The organism is Neobacillus ginsengisoli (assembly GCF_030813055.1).
The window spans coordinates 367,052-383,083 of sequence record NZ_JAUSTW010000002.1 but is presented as its reverse complement, the minus strand read 5'-3'; the positions used below and the strand labels follow the sequence as shown (position 1 = coordinate 383,083).

General features: G+C 37.0%; 14 protein-coding genes, 2 pseudogenes and 1 riboswitch. Of the genes and pseudogenes, 4 read left to right on the top strand and 12 right to left on the bottom strand.

What is annotated here, in order from left to right:
* Window positions 1-31 precede the first annotated feature (31 nt).
* A complete protein-coding gene (locus J2S10_RS07355) occupies window positions 32-1,147 on the top strand; it encodes a metallophosphoesterase (RefSeq protein WP_307405979.1) in 1,116 nt (371 codons plus the stop codon).
* A gap of 108 nt (window positions 1,148-1,255) precedes the next feature.
* Here the strand turns inward: J2S10_RS07355 and J2S10_RS07350 are convergent, their stop codons facing one another.
* From J2S10_RS07350 to J2S10_RS07340, 3 genes are read right to left on the bottom strand one after another with little or no spacing between them, the layout of a single operon-like run.
* Window positions 1,256-1,855 carry a response regulator transcription factor gene (locus J2S10_RS07350; RefSeq protein WP_307405976.1) on the bottom strand — a complete coding sequence of 200 codons (600 nt, stop codon included), beginning with the start codon at window positions 1,853-1,855 and terminating at the stop codon, window positions 1,256-1,258.
* A 16-nt stretch (window positions 1,856-1,871) separates the two neighbouring features.
* On the bottom strand, window positions 1,872-2,990 hold the full coding sequence (locus tag J2S10_RS07345; RefSeq protein WP_307405974.1) for a sensor histidine kinase: 1,119 nt from the start codon (window positions 2,988-2,990) through the stop codon (window positions 1,872-1,874).
* Window positions 2,991-3,043: 53 nt separating this feature from the next.
* Window positions 3,044-4,441 carry an MFS transporter gene (locus J2S10_RS07340; protein ID WP_307405973.1) on the bottom strand — a complete coding sequence of 466 codons (1,398 nt, stop codon included), beginning with the start codon at window positions 4,439-4,441 and terminating at the stop codon, window positions 3,044-3,046.
* A gap of 172 nt (window positions 4,442-4,613) precedes the next feature.
* On the opposite strand from J2S10_RS07340, the gene J2S10_RS07335 reads away from it, so the two are divergent.
* Window positions 4,614-5,756, top strand: coding sequence for an MGDG synthase family glycosyltransferase (locus J2S10_RS07335; RefSeq protein ID WP_307405971.1), 1,143 nt, complete (start codon window positions 4,614-4,616; stop codon window positions 5,754-5,756).
* 66 nt (window positions 5,757-5,822) lie between these two features.
* On the opposite strand, the gene J2S10_RS07330 is transcribed toward J2S10_RS07335, so the two are convergent.
* A complete protein-coding gene (locus J2S10_RS07330; RefSeq protein ID WP_307405969.1) occupies window positions 5,823-6,422 on the bottom strand; it encodes a DUF1003 domain-containing protein in 600 nt (199 codons plus the stop codon).
* 288 nt (window positions 6,423-6,710) lie between these two features.
* Window positions 6,711-6,876: riboswitch (M-box (ykoK) riboswitch) on the bottom strand.
* A gap of 243 nt (window positions 6,877-7,119) precedes the next feature.
* On the opposite strand from J2S10_RS07330, the gene J2S10_RS07325 reads away from it, so the two are divergent.
* Window positions 7,120-7,899: an alpha/beta fold hydrolase gene (locus J2S10_RS07325; RefSeq protein WP_307405967.1), complete on the top strand. Its 780-nt coding sequence runs from the start codon at window positions 7,120-7,122 to the stop codon at window positions 7,897-7,899.
* 84 nt (window positions 7,900-7,983) lie between these two features.
* On the opposite strand, the pseudogene J2S10_RS07320 reads toward J2S10_RS07325, so the two are convergent.
* The 4 genes and pseudogenes from J2S10_RS07320 to J2S10_RS07305 all read right to left on the bottom strand — a co-directional run.
* Window positions 7,984-8,733: pseudogene (locus tag J2S10_RS07320) on the bottom strand (alpha/beta fold hydrolase); the annotation flags it as partial.
* 36 nt (window positions 8,734-8,769) lie between these two features.
* Entirely contained in the window at window positions 8,770-9,336 is a 567-nt protein-coding gene (locus tag J2S10_RS07315; protein ID WP_307405965.1) for a polyhydroxyalkanoate biosynthesis repressor PhaR, read from the bottom strand.
* A 17-nt stretch (window positions 9,337-9,353) separates the two neighbouring features.
* Window positions 9,354-9,977 carry a hypothetical protein gene (locus J2S10_RS07310; RefSeq protein ID WP_307405963.1) on the bottom strand — a complete coding sequence of 208 codons (624 nt, stop codon included), beginning with the start codon at window positions 9,975-9,977 and terminating at the stop codon, window positions 9,354-9,356.
* Entirely contained in the window at window positions 9,970-10,446 is a 477-nt protein-coding gene (locus tag J2S10_RS07305) for a hypothetical protein (protein WP_307405961.1), read from the bottom strand. The genes J2S10_RS07310 and J2S10_RS07305 overlap by 8 nt, the downstream gene beginning before the upstream one ends.
* 161 nt (window positions 10,447-10,607) lie before the next feature.
* Between J2S10_RS07305 and J2S10_RS07300 the strand changes: the two genes are divergently transcribed.
* Window positions 10,608-11,372 (top strand): alpha/beta fold hydrolase, encoded by a 765-nt coding sequence (locus J2S10_RS07300; protein WP_307405959.1) that lies wholly within the window; start codon window positions 10,608-10,610, stop codon window positions 11,370-11,372.
* A gap of 122 nt (window positions 11,373-11,494) precedes the next feature.
* Here the strand turns inward: J2S10_RS07300 and J2S10_RS07295 are convergent.
* The 4 genes and pseudogenes from J2S10_RS07295 to J2S10_RS07280 form a co-directional block, all read right to left on the bottom strand.
* Window positions 11,495-12,273 (bottom strand): annotated as a pseudogene (locus tag J2S10_RS07295) (SDR family oxidoreductase).
* 19 nt (window positions 12,274-12,292) lie between these two features.
* A complete protein-coding gene (locus J2S10_RS07290; protein ID WP_307406771.1) occupies window positions 12,293-13,084 on the bottom strand; it encodes an AMP-binding protein in 792 nt (263 codons plus the stop codon).
* Window positions 13,085-13,294: 210 nt separating this feature from the next.
* A complete protein-coding gene (locus tag J2S10_RS07285; RefSeq protein WP_307405958.1) occupies window positions 13,295-14,665 on the bottom strand; it encodes an amino acid permease in 1,371 nt (456 codons plus the stop codon).
* A 64-nt stretch (window positions 14,666-14,729) separates the two neighbouring features.
* On the bottom strand, window positions 14,730-16,025 hold the full coding sequence (locus J2S10_RS07280) for a dihydrolipoamide acetyltransferase family protein (protein WP_307405956.1): 1,296 nt from the start codon (window positions 16,023-16,025) through the stop codon (window positions 14,730-14,732).
* Window positions 16,026-16,032: the final 7 nt, after the last annotated feature.

The window sequence follows — 16,032 nt, the reverse complement described above, 5'->3', positions numbered from 1 at the left end:
TAAGATTTTTACCAAAGGGAGAAAAAACTAGATGAATAGATTTAAAAGACTAATTCAGCTTTTATTGATGTTGGTTTTATTCAACGGCTTGCTCTTTTATATCGGCTGGAATATGTGGATGTGGCTGAGAATTTCTTTTGGAATAAATCATATATTTTTCTTTAGCTTTATGTATGTTTTGCTTTCCTATTCATTTGTAATAGGGCGTTTATCAAGACTTTTGGAATTTTTCAGTACCATTGGTTCAATCTGGTTTGGTTTTTTCCAATATGCTTTGATTCTATTTCCGCTTGCTGATATTAGTATTCTCATTTTAAAAATGTCACATGGGACATTATCCCGGACTTCTTATTTGATGGTAGGATTGTCTGTGCTAGTTTTACTTGCTGCTATTTTCGGATTTGGATTATTCAATGCCTATAGCCCTGTCATCAGAAATTTTAAAATCAATGTTCCGAGAAAACATGGAAATAGAAACGCTCTCAGAATTGCAGTTGCTTCAGATATGCATTTCGGAAGACTATCGGGGGTATCGCACTTAAAAAGATTAGTGGAGAAAATCGAAAGAATAAAACCGGATTTGATTCTTTTGCCCGGTGATATCATCGATGATGACCCCGAACCGTTCATTCAAAAGAATATGGGGGCAATCATGAGCGAGCTTAGCGCTCCCCTTGGTGTTTTTGGAGTCTTGGGTAATCATGAATATTACGGGGGACAAATTCCTCAATTTATCGAGCAAATGAAAAAGATTAATATAAAAATTCTAATGGATGAAATGGTGATGATTGAAGATAGCTTTCAATTACTTGGAAGAAAAGACAAAACCGATAAAGGGAGAAAGACATTTGCCGACTTACTTTCAGATCGGGACAGCTCTTACCCCATTATCGCAATGGACCACCAACCTTCTGAGTTGAAACAGGCTCAAGAAAACGGGGTTGATGTCCTACTCTCCGGACATACCCATAGAGGTCAACTGGCACCTAACCATCTCATTACAAAAAAAATGTTTGAATTGGATTGGGGATATTTAAAAAAAGAACAGCTTCACGCCTTTGTTTCATCCGGCTTTGGCTTCTGGGGACCCCCAATCCGCTTAGGAAGCAGATCAGAAATCCTGCAAATCGATATAAATTTTGAATAATGAGAGTTTAACACTTAAAAGCGCCGGAGGATAATGCCTCCGGCGCTTTTAAGTGTTACGCATGATTAATGCGTTGCTATGACATTAAAGAGCACATGTACCGTTATTTTATTTAAACCAGCCCTTTTCTTTTGATTGGGTGATGGCTTCGATTCGGTTTTTCACATCAAGTTTATCCAATATGGTTGAAATATAGTTTCTAACCGTTCCCGTCTTAATGCTTAGCTGTTCAGCAATTTCTTGTGTATTCTTTCCGTCAGCAACAAGTCCTAAAACTTCTTTTTCACGATCTGTAAGAGGATTTTCTTCACCATAAACATCATCCATCAGCTCAGGCGCATAAATTCGTCTGCCAGCCATTACACTGCGGATAGAGCCGGCTAATTCTTCACTTGGGCTGTCCTTCAATAAATAACCGCTAACACCGGCTTTTAAGGCACGTTGAAAATACCCGGAGCGAGCAAAGGTTGTTAATATAATTACCTTACAGCCTAGACCTTTAAGTTCTTCTGCTGCTTCAAGTCCACTCTTTCCGGGCATCTCGATATCCATGATGCAAACATCGGGGCGGTATTTCTTTACAAGAGCTACAGCTTCTTCACCATTCGCCGCCTTTCCCACTACTTCCATATCCTCTTCCAAATTAAGCAGGGAGCCAAATGCCCCCAACAGCATTTTTTGGTCCTCAGCAATGATAATTGTAATCAATTTTGCTCCCCCCTTTTTAAGTAGGTTTTACATCGTTTGGCACTCTGATCGTTAAGGTTGTTCCTTCTTTTGATACGAGCTCCAAACTCCCATTTATAAATTCCAACCGTTCTTTCATTCCAATCAAACCGTGTCCCTCAGTCACAGTTTCTTTCGTTCCCTTAAAGACCCCATTATCTCTGATAATCATAACAATTTCTTTCCATGATTGTTCTATGGAAAGATAACAGTAAGTGGCCCCACTATGTTTTACGACATTGGTTACAGCCTCTTTTAAACACATACTAAGGATATTCTCGGTTAGGAGTGAAACATTCGTAAGTGAAAAATCCTCATCACATTCAAATTCTATCTGTGCTGCCTTAATGATTTGCTTTACCCGGCCAATCTCCTCATTCAAACGAATCCCGCGCATCGAAGATACCAATTTTCTGACTTCACTTAGGGCAGTCCTCGCCGTCTGCTGAACATCTTTCAATTCACAACGGGCTTGCTCAGGGTCTTTGTAAATTAATTTCCTTGCTAAATCACTTTTAAGACCTATCATTGAGAGTTTTTGTCCCAAAGTGTCATGGAGGTCCCGGGCAATCCGTTGACGTTCCTCCAACTTACTAAGCTCAGAGATTCTCTTGTTGGCATCCTCAAGCTTTTCCTCGAGCTGTCCTCGCTCTTTACGATTATAGATGTTAAAAGGGAGTAAAATAACACTAATCCAAATGATGATGATAAAGGGTAATTGTGCTAAGAACTGGTCATTCTGCCGGACAATATTATAGTTGATCGACGCAGACGTGCTAAATAAATGAATAAAATATAATGTATAAAAGGCAATTCGGTCCTTTATATTCCCTATAAAGTAAGCTAGGAAAAAGGCAAAATAAACATAGTTGAAAAGACTCGTCGAAGTAATCGATATTCCGATCAGAATCATCGTCCACAAATAAACAGGCCAACCTTTGGAAATAAAGGCAATTCGATAAAAGACAAAAAATAAAACCGTTAGTAATATCCCAACAACTATTTTAATAATTGAGGAAGATTGGAAAATAAAATAAAACGGTAAAATACAAAGGACAGTCCAAATATATGGAGCAATACCATTATTTTTTTGGAACGTCAGATATTTTTTTATCATTACCGAAACCTCTTTTTCAGCATTAATGCTACTTTTTTAAATAAAAGTCAGTACTACTTATTTTCAGCTCTTTTCTTGAGCGTCTGCTTAACCTTAATTATATCTGAAACATTATTTTTGGCCATTTTCAAATAACAGAACGCTGAAGGAATAAGAAAGATTTGCAGTATAGATAAGGTGATTATATAGCTATAAGGTTCCTTCGAATGACTCGATATGATGCCAAGCAAAAATCCAACGCCCACATTTCCAATTGTTTTGCCAAAACTATTAGACAGATTCGCGACACTAAAGGCTGTTCCCCGATGCTCAGGCAGATTTACATCCGTTATCAGTGCCAGCCAATTTGGGGTGTTCGCAGATTGAGCCGCCGATGCAAAAAACGATAGGATAAACAATAATAGAATCCACGGGTTCACAATTATTTGTTTTAATAAAGTCCATAAAATGAATAACGCATTATTATCCTTTGGCAGGGATAGATCTGTCATAGGCACGATAAACATAAATATGTATAGCGGCATCGTAAGAAAAACAAACAGCGCCGTTAAATATGCTCTTCCTTTATAGGTTTTCTTTTGCAAGCGATCACCGAGATGTCCAAAATAAACTGAGGTCATCCCTCCAACCTGAAAAATCGCATAAAGATAACCCGATGCTATCATAGCCGTGTTCAAACCGTAGCCTTGCTGTTCAATTTTGTAAATATATAGGGTTGGAACCCAAATGAGGCTCCCTGTCGTTATATTCATAAAAAAGGCTTGTAAAAATAAAAGTAAATTACTCCGTTTTAAAACAAGCGATAAGATATGCTTTGATTCAATCATATAGTTGTATGATTGTCCATTACCAATAATTCCTTTCAGTTCAGGATCGGATTCCCCTCTTTTGGGCTCATCTACAAAAAGATAAAGCACGATTAAAAAGAAGCCAATAATTCCTACGATTTCAAAAGGGAATCTCCAACTCGTTCTCGTAGCTATTAAAGAAGCCATGAGAGAGCCTGCAATACCTCCCAAGCCCTGTGTCATACCCCATAGGCTTAAAATCATTCCGCGCATTCGATAGGGGATGGTATCCGTTAGTACACTAAACCCGATTGATGCAATACAACCTAAGCCAACACCCGTAATGATTTGAAAAATTAACAGCTGCAAATAATTTTTACTCATAGCCGTTAAAAATACAGATACAACCCATATGATCGTTCCAATGATGATAAGTTTTTTTCTTTTAAATTTCCCTGAAAGATATCCCCAAAAAACCGATGATAGGGCTGTTACTAAAATATTAGCCGCTGAAACTGTACCCATTTTAGCTATATTTACATGTAAATCCTTTGAAATATTTTGAAATAGTGGCGGAAATAGCCCAATTATTATATTATCAAAGGCAGCTAGTGCAATAAAAACAAATATGGTATAAATGATTTTTAGATTATTTTTTTTCAAAAATGATTTAAACTCCTTTATTAGAAAATGTTTATGTTGTTATTTTTTTCATGGATAACGAAATTATTTATTGCTAAATCTTAAAAATGTATTAACAATAAATATACCTGTCTTCAAAGTGCATTTATTTTGTTATAATTATATAATAGGTATTTAAGAAAGGCTTGGTAAAATGGGTAAAAATATACTTATCATTTCCTCAGATAATACAGGGCATGGTCATAAAAGCATAACAGAATCTTTATTTGAAAAAATAAAAGACGATTCTGATGTTAACATACACGTCGTAGATGGTTTTTCACTTGGCGGTCAGATTCTTCTGAATATCGGTAAATCATATGGTCCGATCACTAGAAGTGCAGAAAATCTTTGGAAGATGGTGTGGAATCTTTCCGCTATCAAACCCTCTGTTGTAAATACAATGATCGAATCGCTAATAAAAAATAATTTTTTAAAGTTGCTGGACGAAATAAAGCCAGATATCATTTTATCCGTTCATCCAAATTTTAATGGCTCCATTTTAAATATTTTAGAGAAGCAACAAATAAAAATACCTTTTATTATCCTTATAGCAGATCTTGTCAATATTTATCCACTTTGGGCGGATAAAAGAGCTGATTATATTATAAGTCCAACTGTTGAAGCAAGAGAGAAATGTCTTGAATATGGAATCCCTGCTGAAAACATAAAGGTTTTAGGATTCCCTGTACGCTCCAGATTCTTTCAAAAAAACACAAAAAAGAAAGTTACCTATAAAAAGGGTACACCTTTAAAATGCTTGATTATGAGCGGTGGTGAAGGTGTAGGGAATATGGAAACTATCGCAGAAAATCTCCTGAATAATTTTGATTGTACTGTGAAAATTGTAGCAGGAAGAAATGCAAAACTAAAAGCAAAGCTTGAGCATTCGTTAAAAAGTCAATATGGCAATAAAGTTGAAATTTATGGATTCACCAAAAATATTCAGGATCTTATGCTGAGTTCTGATATCGCCTTTACCAGAGGCAGTCCGAATGTAATGTTTGAAGCTATCGCTGCCAATGTGCCGATTATCATAACAGGTGCATTGCCCGGACAGGAAGAAGGGAATCCCGCCTTCGCAGAAAAATCTAATTTAGGAGTCGTATGTAAGGATATCAGCGATATTAAAAATACAATCACTAAATTACTTGAAAATGATTGTGAAAAACTAAATAACATAATCAATAGCCAAAGAGAATTTATAAATTCCCATGCTGCCGAAGACATTTTACAATTTATATTAGATGTTGAGGATGGTTACTATGTACCTGCAGCCGACCTTTCTTATAATTAATATCTAAGGTTTGGAATGGAAAGACAAAAAAGGAGCACCTTCAAAAAGGGCGCTCCTTTTTTTGATTCAAATAATATTTTTCGTACCATAGTGATTTTCTGATACGTCTTGTGAATCATCTTCCATTTGTTTTGCTTGTAACAATTGTTTAATTGTCAGTAATTCATTTTCAATTTTATGGAGATGACTTTGCATACCATCAATTTCCTGTTCAGCCTTGTAGTTGATTGCAAAATCGATAATTGATTCATGCTTATCTCGTGCTGCCTGCCGATTTTGACTCATCATGATAACGGGCGCTTGAAATGCTGCAATAAAAGAGAGAATAAGATTTAGCAAGATAAACGGCGGTTTGTCAAAATGCTTTGTAAAAACAAGTGAGTTCCAAATCATCCAAATAGCAAGGAAAATACCAAAATAAATGATAAACTTCCAGCTGCCTCCAAAAGTAGAAATGCGGTCGGCTATCCGATCGGACCATGTGGTTTTACGAAAATATTCATCATCTAAATGTGACAAAATGCTTTTTTCATAATTATCAACCAGCCGATCGATTCTCTTTGTATCCTCTTTATTCAGTTCTATATCAAACCCATGAATATTTACAACTTCATCAGTTTGTTTTTGTTTACCGGCGATTTTTTTAGTAGGATTAAATTTCATCATCACTACACCTCCCAATTGTAATGGGAGCCATTAACACTGAAGAACCTCTTAACGGAAGCATCGATTTACGCAGAAGCTTCCAGATGAGGAATGTAGGGTATTATTGACTCCAAATAAATTAATCGTTCTTCTCAGCCTACTACTGGAACCATCCACGCAAATCTCACACTCCTTATTCTATTAATATATTATTCCATGAAAACTTTATGGTGATTATAAATATGAAAAAAACAAAAAAACCACCAGATAAACCGGGGGTTTGATTTCATCACAAATAAAATGTAATGTTTATAATCCCCCTAGTTTAGCTTCAGCACTATACAACGTAGAGAATTTCTCAGCCACCTTAAGTAGAGCCTTAATCCGGCAATACCTGTTCTACCCATTGGCGTCTTTCGACGTTTCCGGGCAGTGGCCTATGTTTGTATAGAAGCCTCGCCTAACGAGAATTTCCTTTTGAACTACATCATTTTCCTTTTGCTTCAACTTCACTTTACTCCTTGAAATTTTATTTGTCAATGGAAAAAATTATCAAGTTACCACCTAACTCTCCATATCGATATATGTAATTTACATCTAAGAGTAATATTTAATCATGCGGGTTTATATAATGAATTAGTCAGAATTTTATAAATGTTTTACACTTTATAAATCATGGAAATAATGGTTATTATCTTATCAATAGGAGGGATCGAATTTGGGAGAATTAGTAACTAGTTGCTCCGAAATTCCTTATTTACGTTTTGGTGACGGTGAACCTTTAGTTTTTATTCATGGACTTGGAGAAGTGAAGGAAGGCTGGCATAATCAGTTTGTATTTGCGGACCATTATGACTTAATTATTCCTGATTTACGGGGACATGGAGAGCATAAAACAAATGAGGAGATATCGATTCCAAACTTTGCAAGTGATGTTATTAATTTATTAAAGAGACTCCACATTGAAAGCGCTCACATTTGCGGCTTATCAATGGGTGGAATGGTTGCTCAAGAAATTTACCGTCAAGCTCCCGGGATTTGTCGCTCACTTATACTCGTCAGTACTTTTCATTTTGTCCCGAAAACCCTTGGAAAACTATATTTAAACTATCGTAAAGCCCGGGCGGAGGTGAATCCCCCTAATGTCCAAATAGAAAAAGCGGCTCGTGCCTGTCTATATTCTTGGACTAAGGCAAACTTTGAAGAATTCTATAAATTTTACAAGCCAAATCATGACTATTATCTTAAATCAGCCGAAGCTTGTTTTAAGGTCAATAATTTAACCTTACTCCCTAAAATTAATATTCCAACCTTAATCATTGGCGGCCAATACGATTCCATCACACCTGTTTGGATCCAGTATTTAATGCATAAACAGATCAGGCACTCAGAATTTGTCATCTTCAAAAATACAGGTCATATTGCTAAGCTGGAGGCAAAGGATTCATTCAATAAAGTACTTCGCGACTTTTTAAATAAACACAAAACAGCAAGTTAGCGGGGGAAGGAGTATTTCCTTCCCTCTCCCAATTGCTTAATATTATTTATATTATCTTGTACAGAACTTTATTACACGAAGATATTAAAGCAAATTTGAACGGCTTGAAACCCATTTATCCACAATTCCTGCGAACACACCGGTTAGGGCAAGTCCGACATGACCAGCTTCAACTGTGATATAGGTTTTATCCTTACTGGACACTAAATCCATTATCGGCTTGCTTTGTTCTTCTAAAACTAAATTGTCTCTGGAGCCTGAAACAACGAATAGGTTTGCCTTAATATTTTTAAGGTCAGCCTTTTTATTTCCAATCATCAATTCCCCTTTAACCAGCTTGTTCTCTTTAAAAAGCTCGTTGGCTATTTGCCGACACGCCTCGCCGGCAAAAGGAACTTGATCGAGCGTCCATTTATTCATGCGACGCCACTTATCCAAATAACGATGATCATGTGCCCGATGTAATAACATGGTATAGTTTGTGAAATAAATTGGCGCACCTATTGCTCTAAACAACCCTTCCACTATTTGAGGCGGGACAACCCCATAGACATCAATAAAACGGTCAATGTTAAAATCACCATTTTTTAAGCCTTCTGCCCATTTATCCGGCCCGATAAACGGTTTGAAATCAATTGGAACCGTCGCGACAATTAAATTTTTAATCGGTTCTTCCGTGATCGAGGCGTAGATAGAAGCAATAGTGCCGCCTAAGCAATAGCCGATTAAGGTAATTTCTTCTGCTCCTGAATGGCGAATCGCCCGCTTAACAGCCTGTTTTAAATATTTTTCGATGTACGTATCGAGGCCAACTTTTTTGTCTTCATAGCCCGGAGAACCCCAATCTAATTTTTACCTCCGATTCAAAAATTATTTTGACTGGGTTGTTCCAACTAATGCCTGTTCTGTTTCTTTCTCGTTTTTTATGAGACTTTTTAGTATTTCGAACTCATCTTTTAAATCATTTAATTTGATTAGCTCAAATTTCATTTCTTGAAGCTCTGCATGTAAGTCCTTTGTATCTGCCAGCTCTTTTTTTGTTTTCAATAACTCTGTTTTTAGCTGTTTTGTGAGTTTAATAATTTCCTTGGACACATCCACAACAGTTTCAATTTCTTTGCTTTGAGATTTCATAGAATCTTTAAGATCCCAAATTTGTTCTTCTAAGGCTCCCATTTTCTCTTCTGCTTGAATAGTTAAGTTCGCTACATTTGCAACGTCATTTTTAGTAGGAAAATTAAGTAACCCGGCAACCGATTCTTGATTTTTTCTTAGTTTTTCAAAATAACGAGAATGTCCTTCCGTACCTAAGTTGGCCATTTTGACAAAATTGCTATTATTCGTCAAAAGGAAAATAAAATCATTTATCTGTTTTTCCCACAATTCACTATACTTTTTAATAGAATCATATGGATCGTATGTTTTTTTATCTGTCATTATGTTCCACCCCTATTTTATGAATTTGTCGTCTCAGTTGATTTATTATTCATATATTTTTGAAATGGAAAAATCGTATTTTTCACTTGTTTAGAGAAAAGATTCACAAATATTTTTTGATTTTCATATAACACATTGGTTGTATTCTTAACACTATCAATATATTTCTCTCTGCCATTTTTTCTAAATGAAATATATTTTTCAACCGTTTCCAAATACTTGTCCAGTCCTTGACCGCTGGTTAAAGTTTGAAAAGGGTTCAATAAAAGCAAAGTTGTTCTTTTTTGGATATCATCTACAACACGATTAATTTCTTCATATGACTTAATCGGGAAGAAATGCTGAAGAGTTGTTGTTGACATCAGTAACTCCTCGCGAGCACCTTTTTCCCACTCTCGTAGTTCTTTGCTGAATTGCTCTGTGATTGCCTTAATATTTTCTTGATTATGCCTAACTCTTTCAACATAATTCCTAGCTGAATTTAAAAAGATTTCATCGCGGTAATTTAAACGTTCACCCCATGCATTTAATTCGTCAAATCCAAGCTTCCAGATAAGTTCGAAACTTGATAGCTGCTCTTCTTGGACACCCTCGGATTCTTGATTTTCTAACACTGCTTCTTTCTCATTTTTTTCAGTCATTGTTTCTTTCCTCCATATCAAAATTAGTTTGTTTATGAAAAAATTGTTTTAAATCCTCTAGTTCTTTTTCCAGTATTTTCATCTTGTAACACCGGAAGTTTCTTTCTGTGTGTTCGAATTCACATACTATTTCTTCTAATGATTCTCTTACCTTTTTTAAATTAATGTGATTACTTTTTTGCTTTTGGGTGATCATGTAGATTGTATCTTCAAGATGGTCCAGTTTTTCCTCACAATCTATTTTTCTTAATGCAAGGGCAGCTATTTCATCTTTATTCGCCAAGTCGAACCGCTTTAACCAACTATTTATGAACTTTCTGTGAATTATTACCCGATCCAAATGATTTTCCAACTCTTCACCAAAGGCAATGGAGAAAGATTGGCTATTCGTATAGGAATGGATGCTTTTATTCCATTTCTTTTCTAGATGTTTATAAAAAGTAACCGGATCATTGTCTTTGGATGTCATTTAAATTCCTCTTAACTAACCAGATGGTATGTTGCTATAATCATAATGAAATTCAGAGTTTAAGTCAATTTGAAATTCACAAAATATTCAGCATCGTGTTCTTTGCCTGTACCAAATAACATTTAATTTACATTATCCAGAAGAAAAAGGAGTTGTTTTATATGCCAATAGCCCATGCGAATGGAATTGAACTTTATTATGAAGTCCACGGTGATGGTGAACCCTTACTATTAATTATGGGTTTGTCACTTAATTCAAAGTCATGGTTTCGAACTCTACCTGCTCTCAGTGAGCATTTTAAAGTGATAGTTTTTGATAATCGCGGTACCGGTTTAAGCAGTAAACCCCAGTCCCCTTATTCCATTGAGCTTATGTCTGATGATGCAAATGCTGTATTAGATGCAGCGGGTGTTGATTCCGCCCATGTATATGGCATTTCCATGGGTGGGATGATTGCCCAAAGGTTAGCACTAAAGTATCCCGAGCGTATCCGATCTCTTATATTAGGCTGTACAACCTCCGGCGGAGTAAACCATGTACAACCCAGAGCTGATGTTTCAATGCTCATGCTTTCAAGAGCATCCACTAATTCAACACCGGAGGAAATTGCCTGGGCGACCGCACCGATTCTTTACAGTCAATCATTTATCGATCATTACAAGGATTTAATAGCGGAGGATATTCAAAAAAGAATTGAAATACCTATTCTTCCCTATGCCTACATGCTTCAGCTTCAAGCATGCATGGCTCATGACACCTACGATGAAATCTGCCAAATCAAAGCTCCAACTTTAGTTATCCATGGAAATGAAGATCGACTGGTCCCTTATGAAAATGGAGTCACCCTTGCTCGTATTATTCCAAATGCTCAATTTCTTACTGTCCCGGGGGCAGGTCATATATATGTGCAGAAGCAATCGATTTAGTCAATTATAAAGTGATAGAATTTATAAAAAAATAATAATTATGAAAAATACCGGATCAATGGATCTGGCATTTTTTATAGAAACCTTCAAAGGTCTAATTGTTCAGGATTTCAACATGCTACTTATTGAACTGAGGCACTTGTTCCGCCGTCAACAGCAAGAACATGCCCGAATACATAGTCAGAAGCATCAGAAGCTAAAAATAATGCAGGTCCTTTCATATCGTCGTCTGAGCCAAAGCGTCCCGCAGGTGTTCTCTCAAGGATTTTTTCCCCTGAATAATCCAATATAGCTTTTGCCATTTTTGTAGGGAAAAATCCAGGCGCAATCGCATTAACGTGAACATTATAAGGCGCCAATTTGACGGCTAAATCTTTTGTAAACGTAATGACTGCACCTTTGCTTGTAGAATAACCGATCGCATCCATCACCAATGGGTCCTGACCGCCCATACCGGCAATGGAGGCAATATTTATAATCTTACCAGAACGCTGTTCCACCATTATTTTTCCTACAGCTTGAGAAAATAAGAAGACAGCTTTAAGGTTGATATCCATCACCTTGTCCCATTTATCAAGAGGCATTTCTAATGCAGGTGCGCCCCAGCTTGTACCGCTATTATTGACCAGAATATCAATCCGGCCAAATTCTTTCATCGTTTCATCTACGACATGTTGAATATTCTCTTGATTGGACACATCACATTTAAATGCAAGGGTACGAACCCCTTTTTCTTTGAGAGCTTCACTTAATTGCCGGTTGCTTCAAAATTCCTGGAACACACCACAACATTTGCCCCTGCATCAGCATACACTTCAGCGATTTGCTGCCCTAAGCCTCGTCCGCCACCCGTTACAATGGCTGTTTTTCCATGTAAACTGAATAGTTTAGTAATACTCATCATTATCCCTCTTTTCCTATTAAGCTTTTACTTTCGCTGATTCTTCTTCTCTTAAAACTCTTCTGAGTAGTTTTCCTACAGATGATTTTGGCAGCTCGGAGAGAATTTCGACATCTTTAGGTGCCTTATATGGTGCAAGATTTTCCTTACCGTACTGTTTTATTTCCTCAGCCGTAATCGAATATCCTTCTTTCAGTTTGACATAAGCCTTTACAGTTTCCCCACGGTAAGTATCAGAAACACCAATGATGAGTGCCTCTTCTATTGCTTCCAGCTGATAGAGTACTTCCTCTATTTCACGAGGGTAGACATTGTATCCACTTGCAATAATGACATCCTTTTTCCGATCAAGGATATAAAAATAGCCTTCCTCGTCCATTTTTGCAACATCGCCTGTATATTGTAAAAGTGCTACATCGTCTCGGCGGTTAATCTCAACTTCCGGGATATTTACCTCTTCATGAAGAAACTCATCGAAATAACGATCTCCTTCGTCAAGATCGATTCTTGTTCCGCCAAAGCTAACAACAAGCACTTTTTTTATTGAAGTATTTGATTGTAATTTCTTTACTTTTGGATAAAGGGAATCCAGCACAACTATGTATTCAGAGTCAGAATCATTTAAAACATGTTCGATTTCTCTTTCTACATACATCGGATTAACTTGAACAGCAATTCCACCTAAACGAAACGTACTAAATAAGGTGAAAATGTAGTGCGGGGAATTTGGAAGCATAATTGATAAACGATCACCTTTTTTAAATCCTATACTATCTAAAGCAGTTGCGAGTCGATCTGTAACTACCTTTATATCGTTGTTTCTAAAAAAAATTCCCCCTCTTATAAAAAAGGGAGAATCTTGTCTAAATACTCGTCCGTGTTCACAAATCTATTAAAATTAAACGTTCACCAATTATTCATTTTTTTCCATTTATTGAACCTTAAACAAGGAGCAAACGTCTTTCCTCAGATTATTTCCTACTTTAAATAGTCTATCTACTAAATCTATGTTTAGATAAGACTATACTATATTCTTTTCTGTTATCTTTGTAACCTGTCCATCCACATTTTTAAATTTAAAGATGGAGATCACGACCAACACTGCTAAAACAACGAGACAAGTAATAATACTCACTCTATTCTGTTCATTAAACACAAATATGAATGAAATAATGCTTAACGTAACCACTGTAAACGCTGTTATATACGGGTATCCCCACAATTTAAAGCTTGGATCTTTTGAATAGGATTTGCGAAGTTTTAACTGTGCTAAACAAATGCTGATCCATACCAATGATACAACAAAGCCAGGAACCGCCATTAATAACATAAATACCTTATCCTGTGCAACAAAGGCGATCATAGAGCCTCCGATTAATACAACTGCAGTTAACATTAAACTATACAATGGAACACCGTTTTTTGATACATAAGAAAAAGACTTTGGTGCTTCCCCTTCTACCGCTAAAGAATGCAGCATCCTTGTGCAACCATATATACCAGAGTTAGCTGCCGATAGGACAGCTGTAATTAAAATAAAGTTCATAATGTGAGCTGATCCCTGCAGGCCGGTCATTGATAACACCTGGACAAACGGACTTGCCTGGTGGCTAAGTTCATTCCAAGGAATTAAACCGCAGATTATAAGTATTGGCAGCGTGTAAAACAAAATAATTCTCCAAATAAAACTTTTAATAACCTTAGGTAAAATACGTTCTGCACCTTTTACTTCTGGTACTGTGAGTCCTATTAATTCAGAACCTCCATAAGAAAACATAACAATTAAAAGCGCTGTAAATATCGACATCCACCCATTTGGGAAAAACCCTCCATGATGTGTAAAATTTTGCAGATAGTTGGATTCCTTGCTTGGGATGAAACCAAATAATATACTAGCTCCTAAGACGATAAATACCATAATCATTGCGATTTTAATGCCGGCAAACCAAAATTCAAATTCCCCATAGTTTTTAACATTCATCATGTTAATTCCAATGACTAAAGCTGCACAGCCTAAACTTAATTCCCATAGCGGGATGGATGGAAGCCAATATTGCAAAAAGCTTCCCGCCACAACTACCTCAATGACACATACGGCCAACCACATGAAACAATACAACCAGCCCATAACGAAGGAGACGCGCTTACCGAATGCTTTCTGAACAAAACCTTTCATATTTGTGTTCGGATAGACGATTGCCATTTCTGCAATAGCTCCCATAACAACAAGAAGCAATAGCCCTGCGAACACATAAGTGAAGATAACCCCTGGTCCAGCTAATGAAACGGTTTCAGCACTCCCTTTAAAAATCCCGGTACCTATTGCTCCCCCCATTGCCATCAGACTTATATGTCGCGGCAACAACTTCTTTTGCAGTGGTGCAGGTTTCATTACTTATTCCTCCCTAAACTCTATTAATAGATGCATGAGATCAAAATGAGCATTCACCAGATAACTACGCTAGTTCAATTGGCCATATCTTTGGGTTTTCAACCAATTGTTTAAAGCGGTTCGTAAAGGCAACGGCCGTAGCACCGTCCGCAACGCGGTGGTCAAACGCCATCGACATTGTCATTATAGAGCGAATCGCAATCTCATCATTTTCCATGACTACTGGCATTTTTTTCGTCTTATGAAAGGCAATTAACCCGGTTTCCGGATGATTAATAATCGGCGTTGCACCGATACTTCCTAAAGGACCTACATTGCTGATTGTAAATGTGCCGCCTCTCAAATCTGTTGGAGTCAGTTTGTCCTCTTGCGCTTTTTTCGTTAACTCTTTAAGTTTGTCATGAATTTGGCGAACGGATAATTTATCAGCATGATGAATGACAGGCACAATTAAGCCGTCTTTTGTATCTGTAGCAATTCCAATGTTATATTCTTTTTCTAACCGAATCACTTCGTTATCTTCATCAAGCTTCGCATTGAATACAGGAAATTGTTTTAATGCCACCGCGATAGCTTTTATAAAGAATGCAACAGCTGAAACATTCAAATTCATTTCTTTTAAATCGTTTCGATATGAAAGTAGCTCGGTTAAATCCGTCTCTTCAAAATGTGTCACATGAGGAATTGTATAAAATGATTTGGTCATTTTCAATGCAATTTGCTTGCGGCGTCCTCTAAATGGCAGCACATCTTCTTCTTTTGTTTCTTTTATGTTCTGTACGTCCTGCTTTTGAATCTCTTGTGTTGGTTCTGTCTTTTCTTCGATCACTTTATTAGAAACCGCTTTCATTTCTTTCGAAGACTGGATCTCATCTCGTTTTTTAACAAAGGTGTATAGATCTTCTACTGTGATTCGCCCAAATGTGCCCGTACCTGTTACTTCGTTAATATCTACACGAAACTCGCGCGCGATTTTTCGCGTGTAAGGCGCCGCAATGATGAATCTTTTTTCACCTTTATTCTCAGCTGGAGCTTGTTGCTGCGGTTGTGTTGTTGAGGCCTCGGACTTTTTAGGAACGGCTTCTTCGAGTTTCATTTCCATTTCTGGAACTACCGATTTTCCAGCTTCCGTTTCCAGCACAAGGATCGTAGTACCGACGGAAACCGTGGTACCACTATCTACAACAATGTTCTTAACTTTTCCAGAGGCCGGTGAAGGAAGCTCAGCCACCATTTTATCTGTTTGAACTTCTACCAGCGGCTGGTCAACCTTTACCGTATCCCCCACCTTTACGAAATAGTGAATAATTTCTCCCTCTGTCATTCCTTCACCTATATCATGAAGTTTTACTTCAACCAATGTTTTC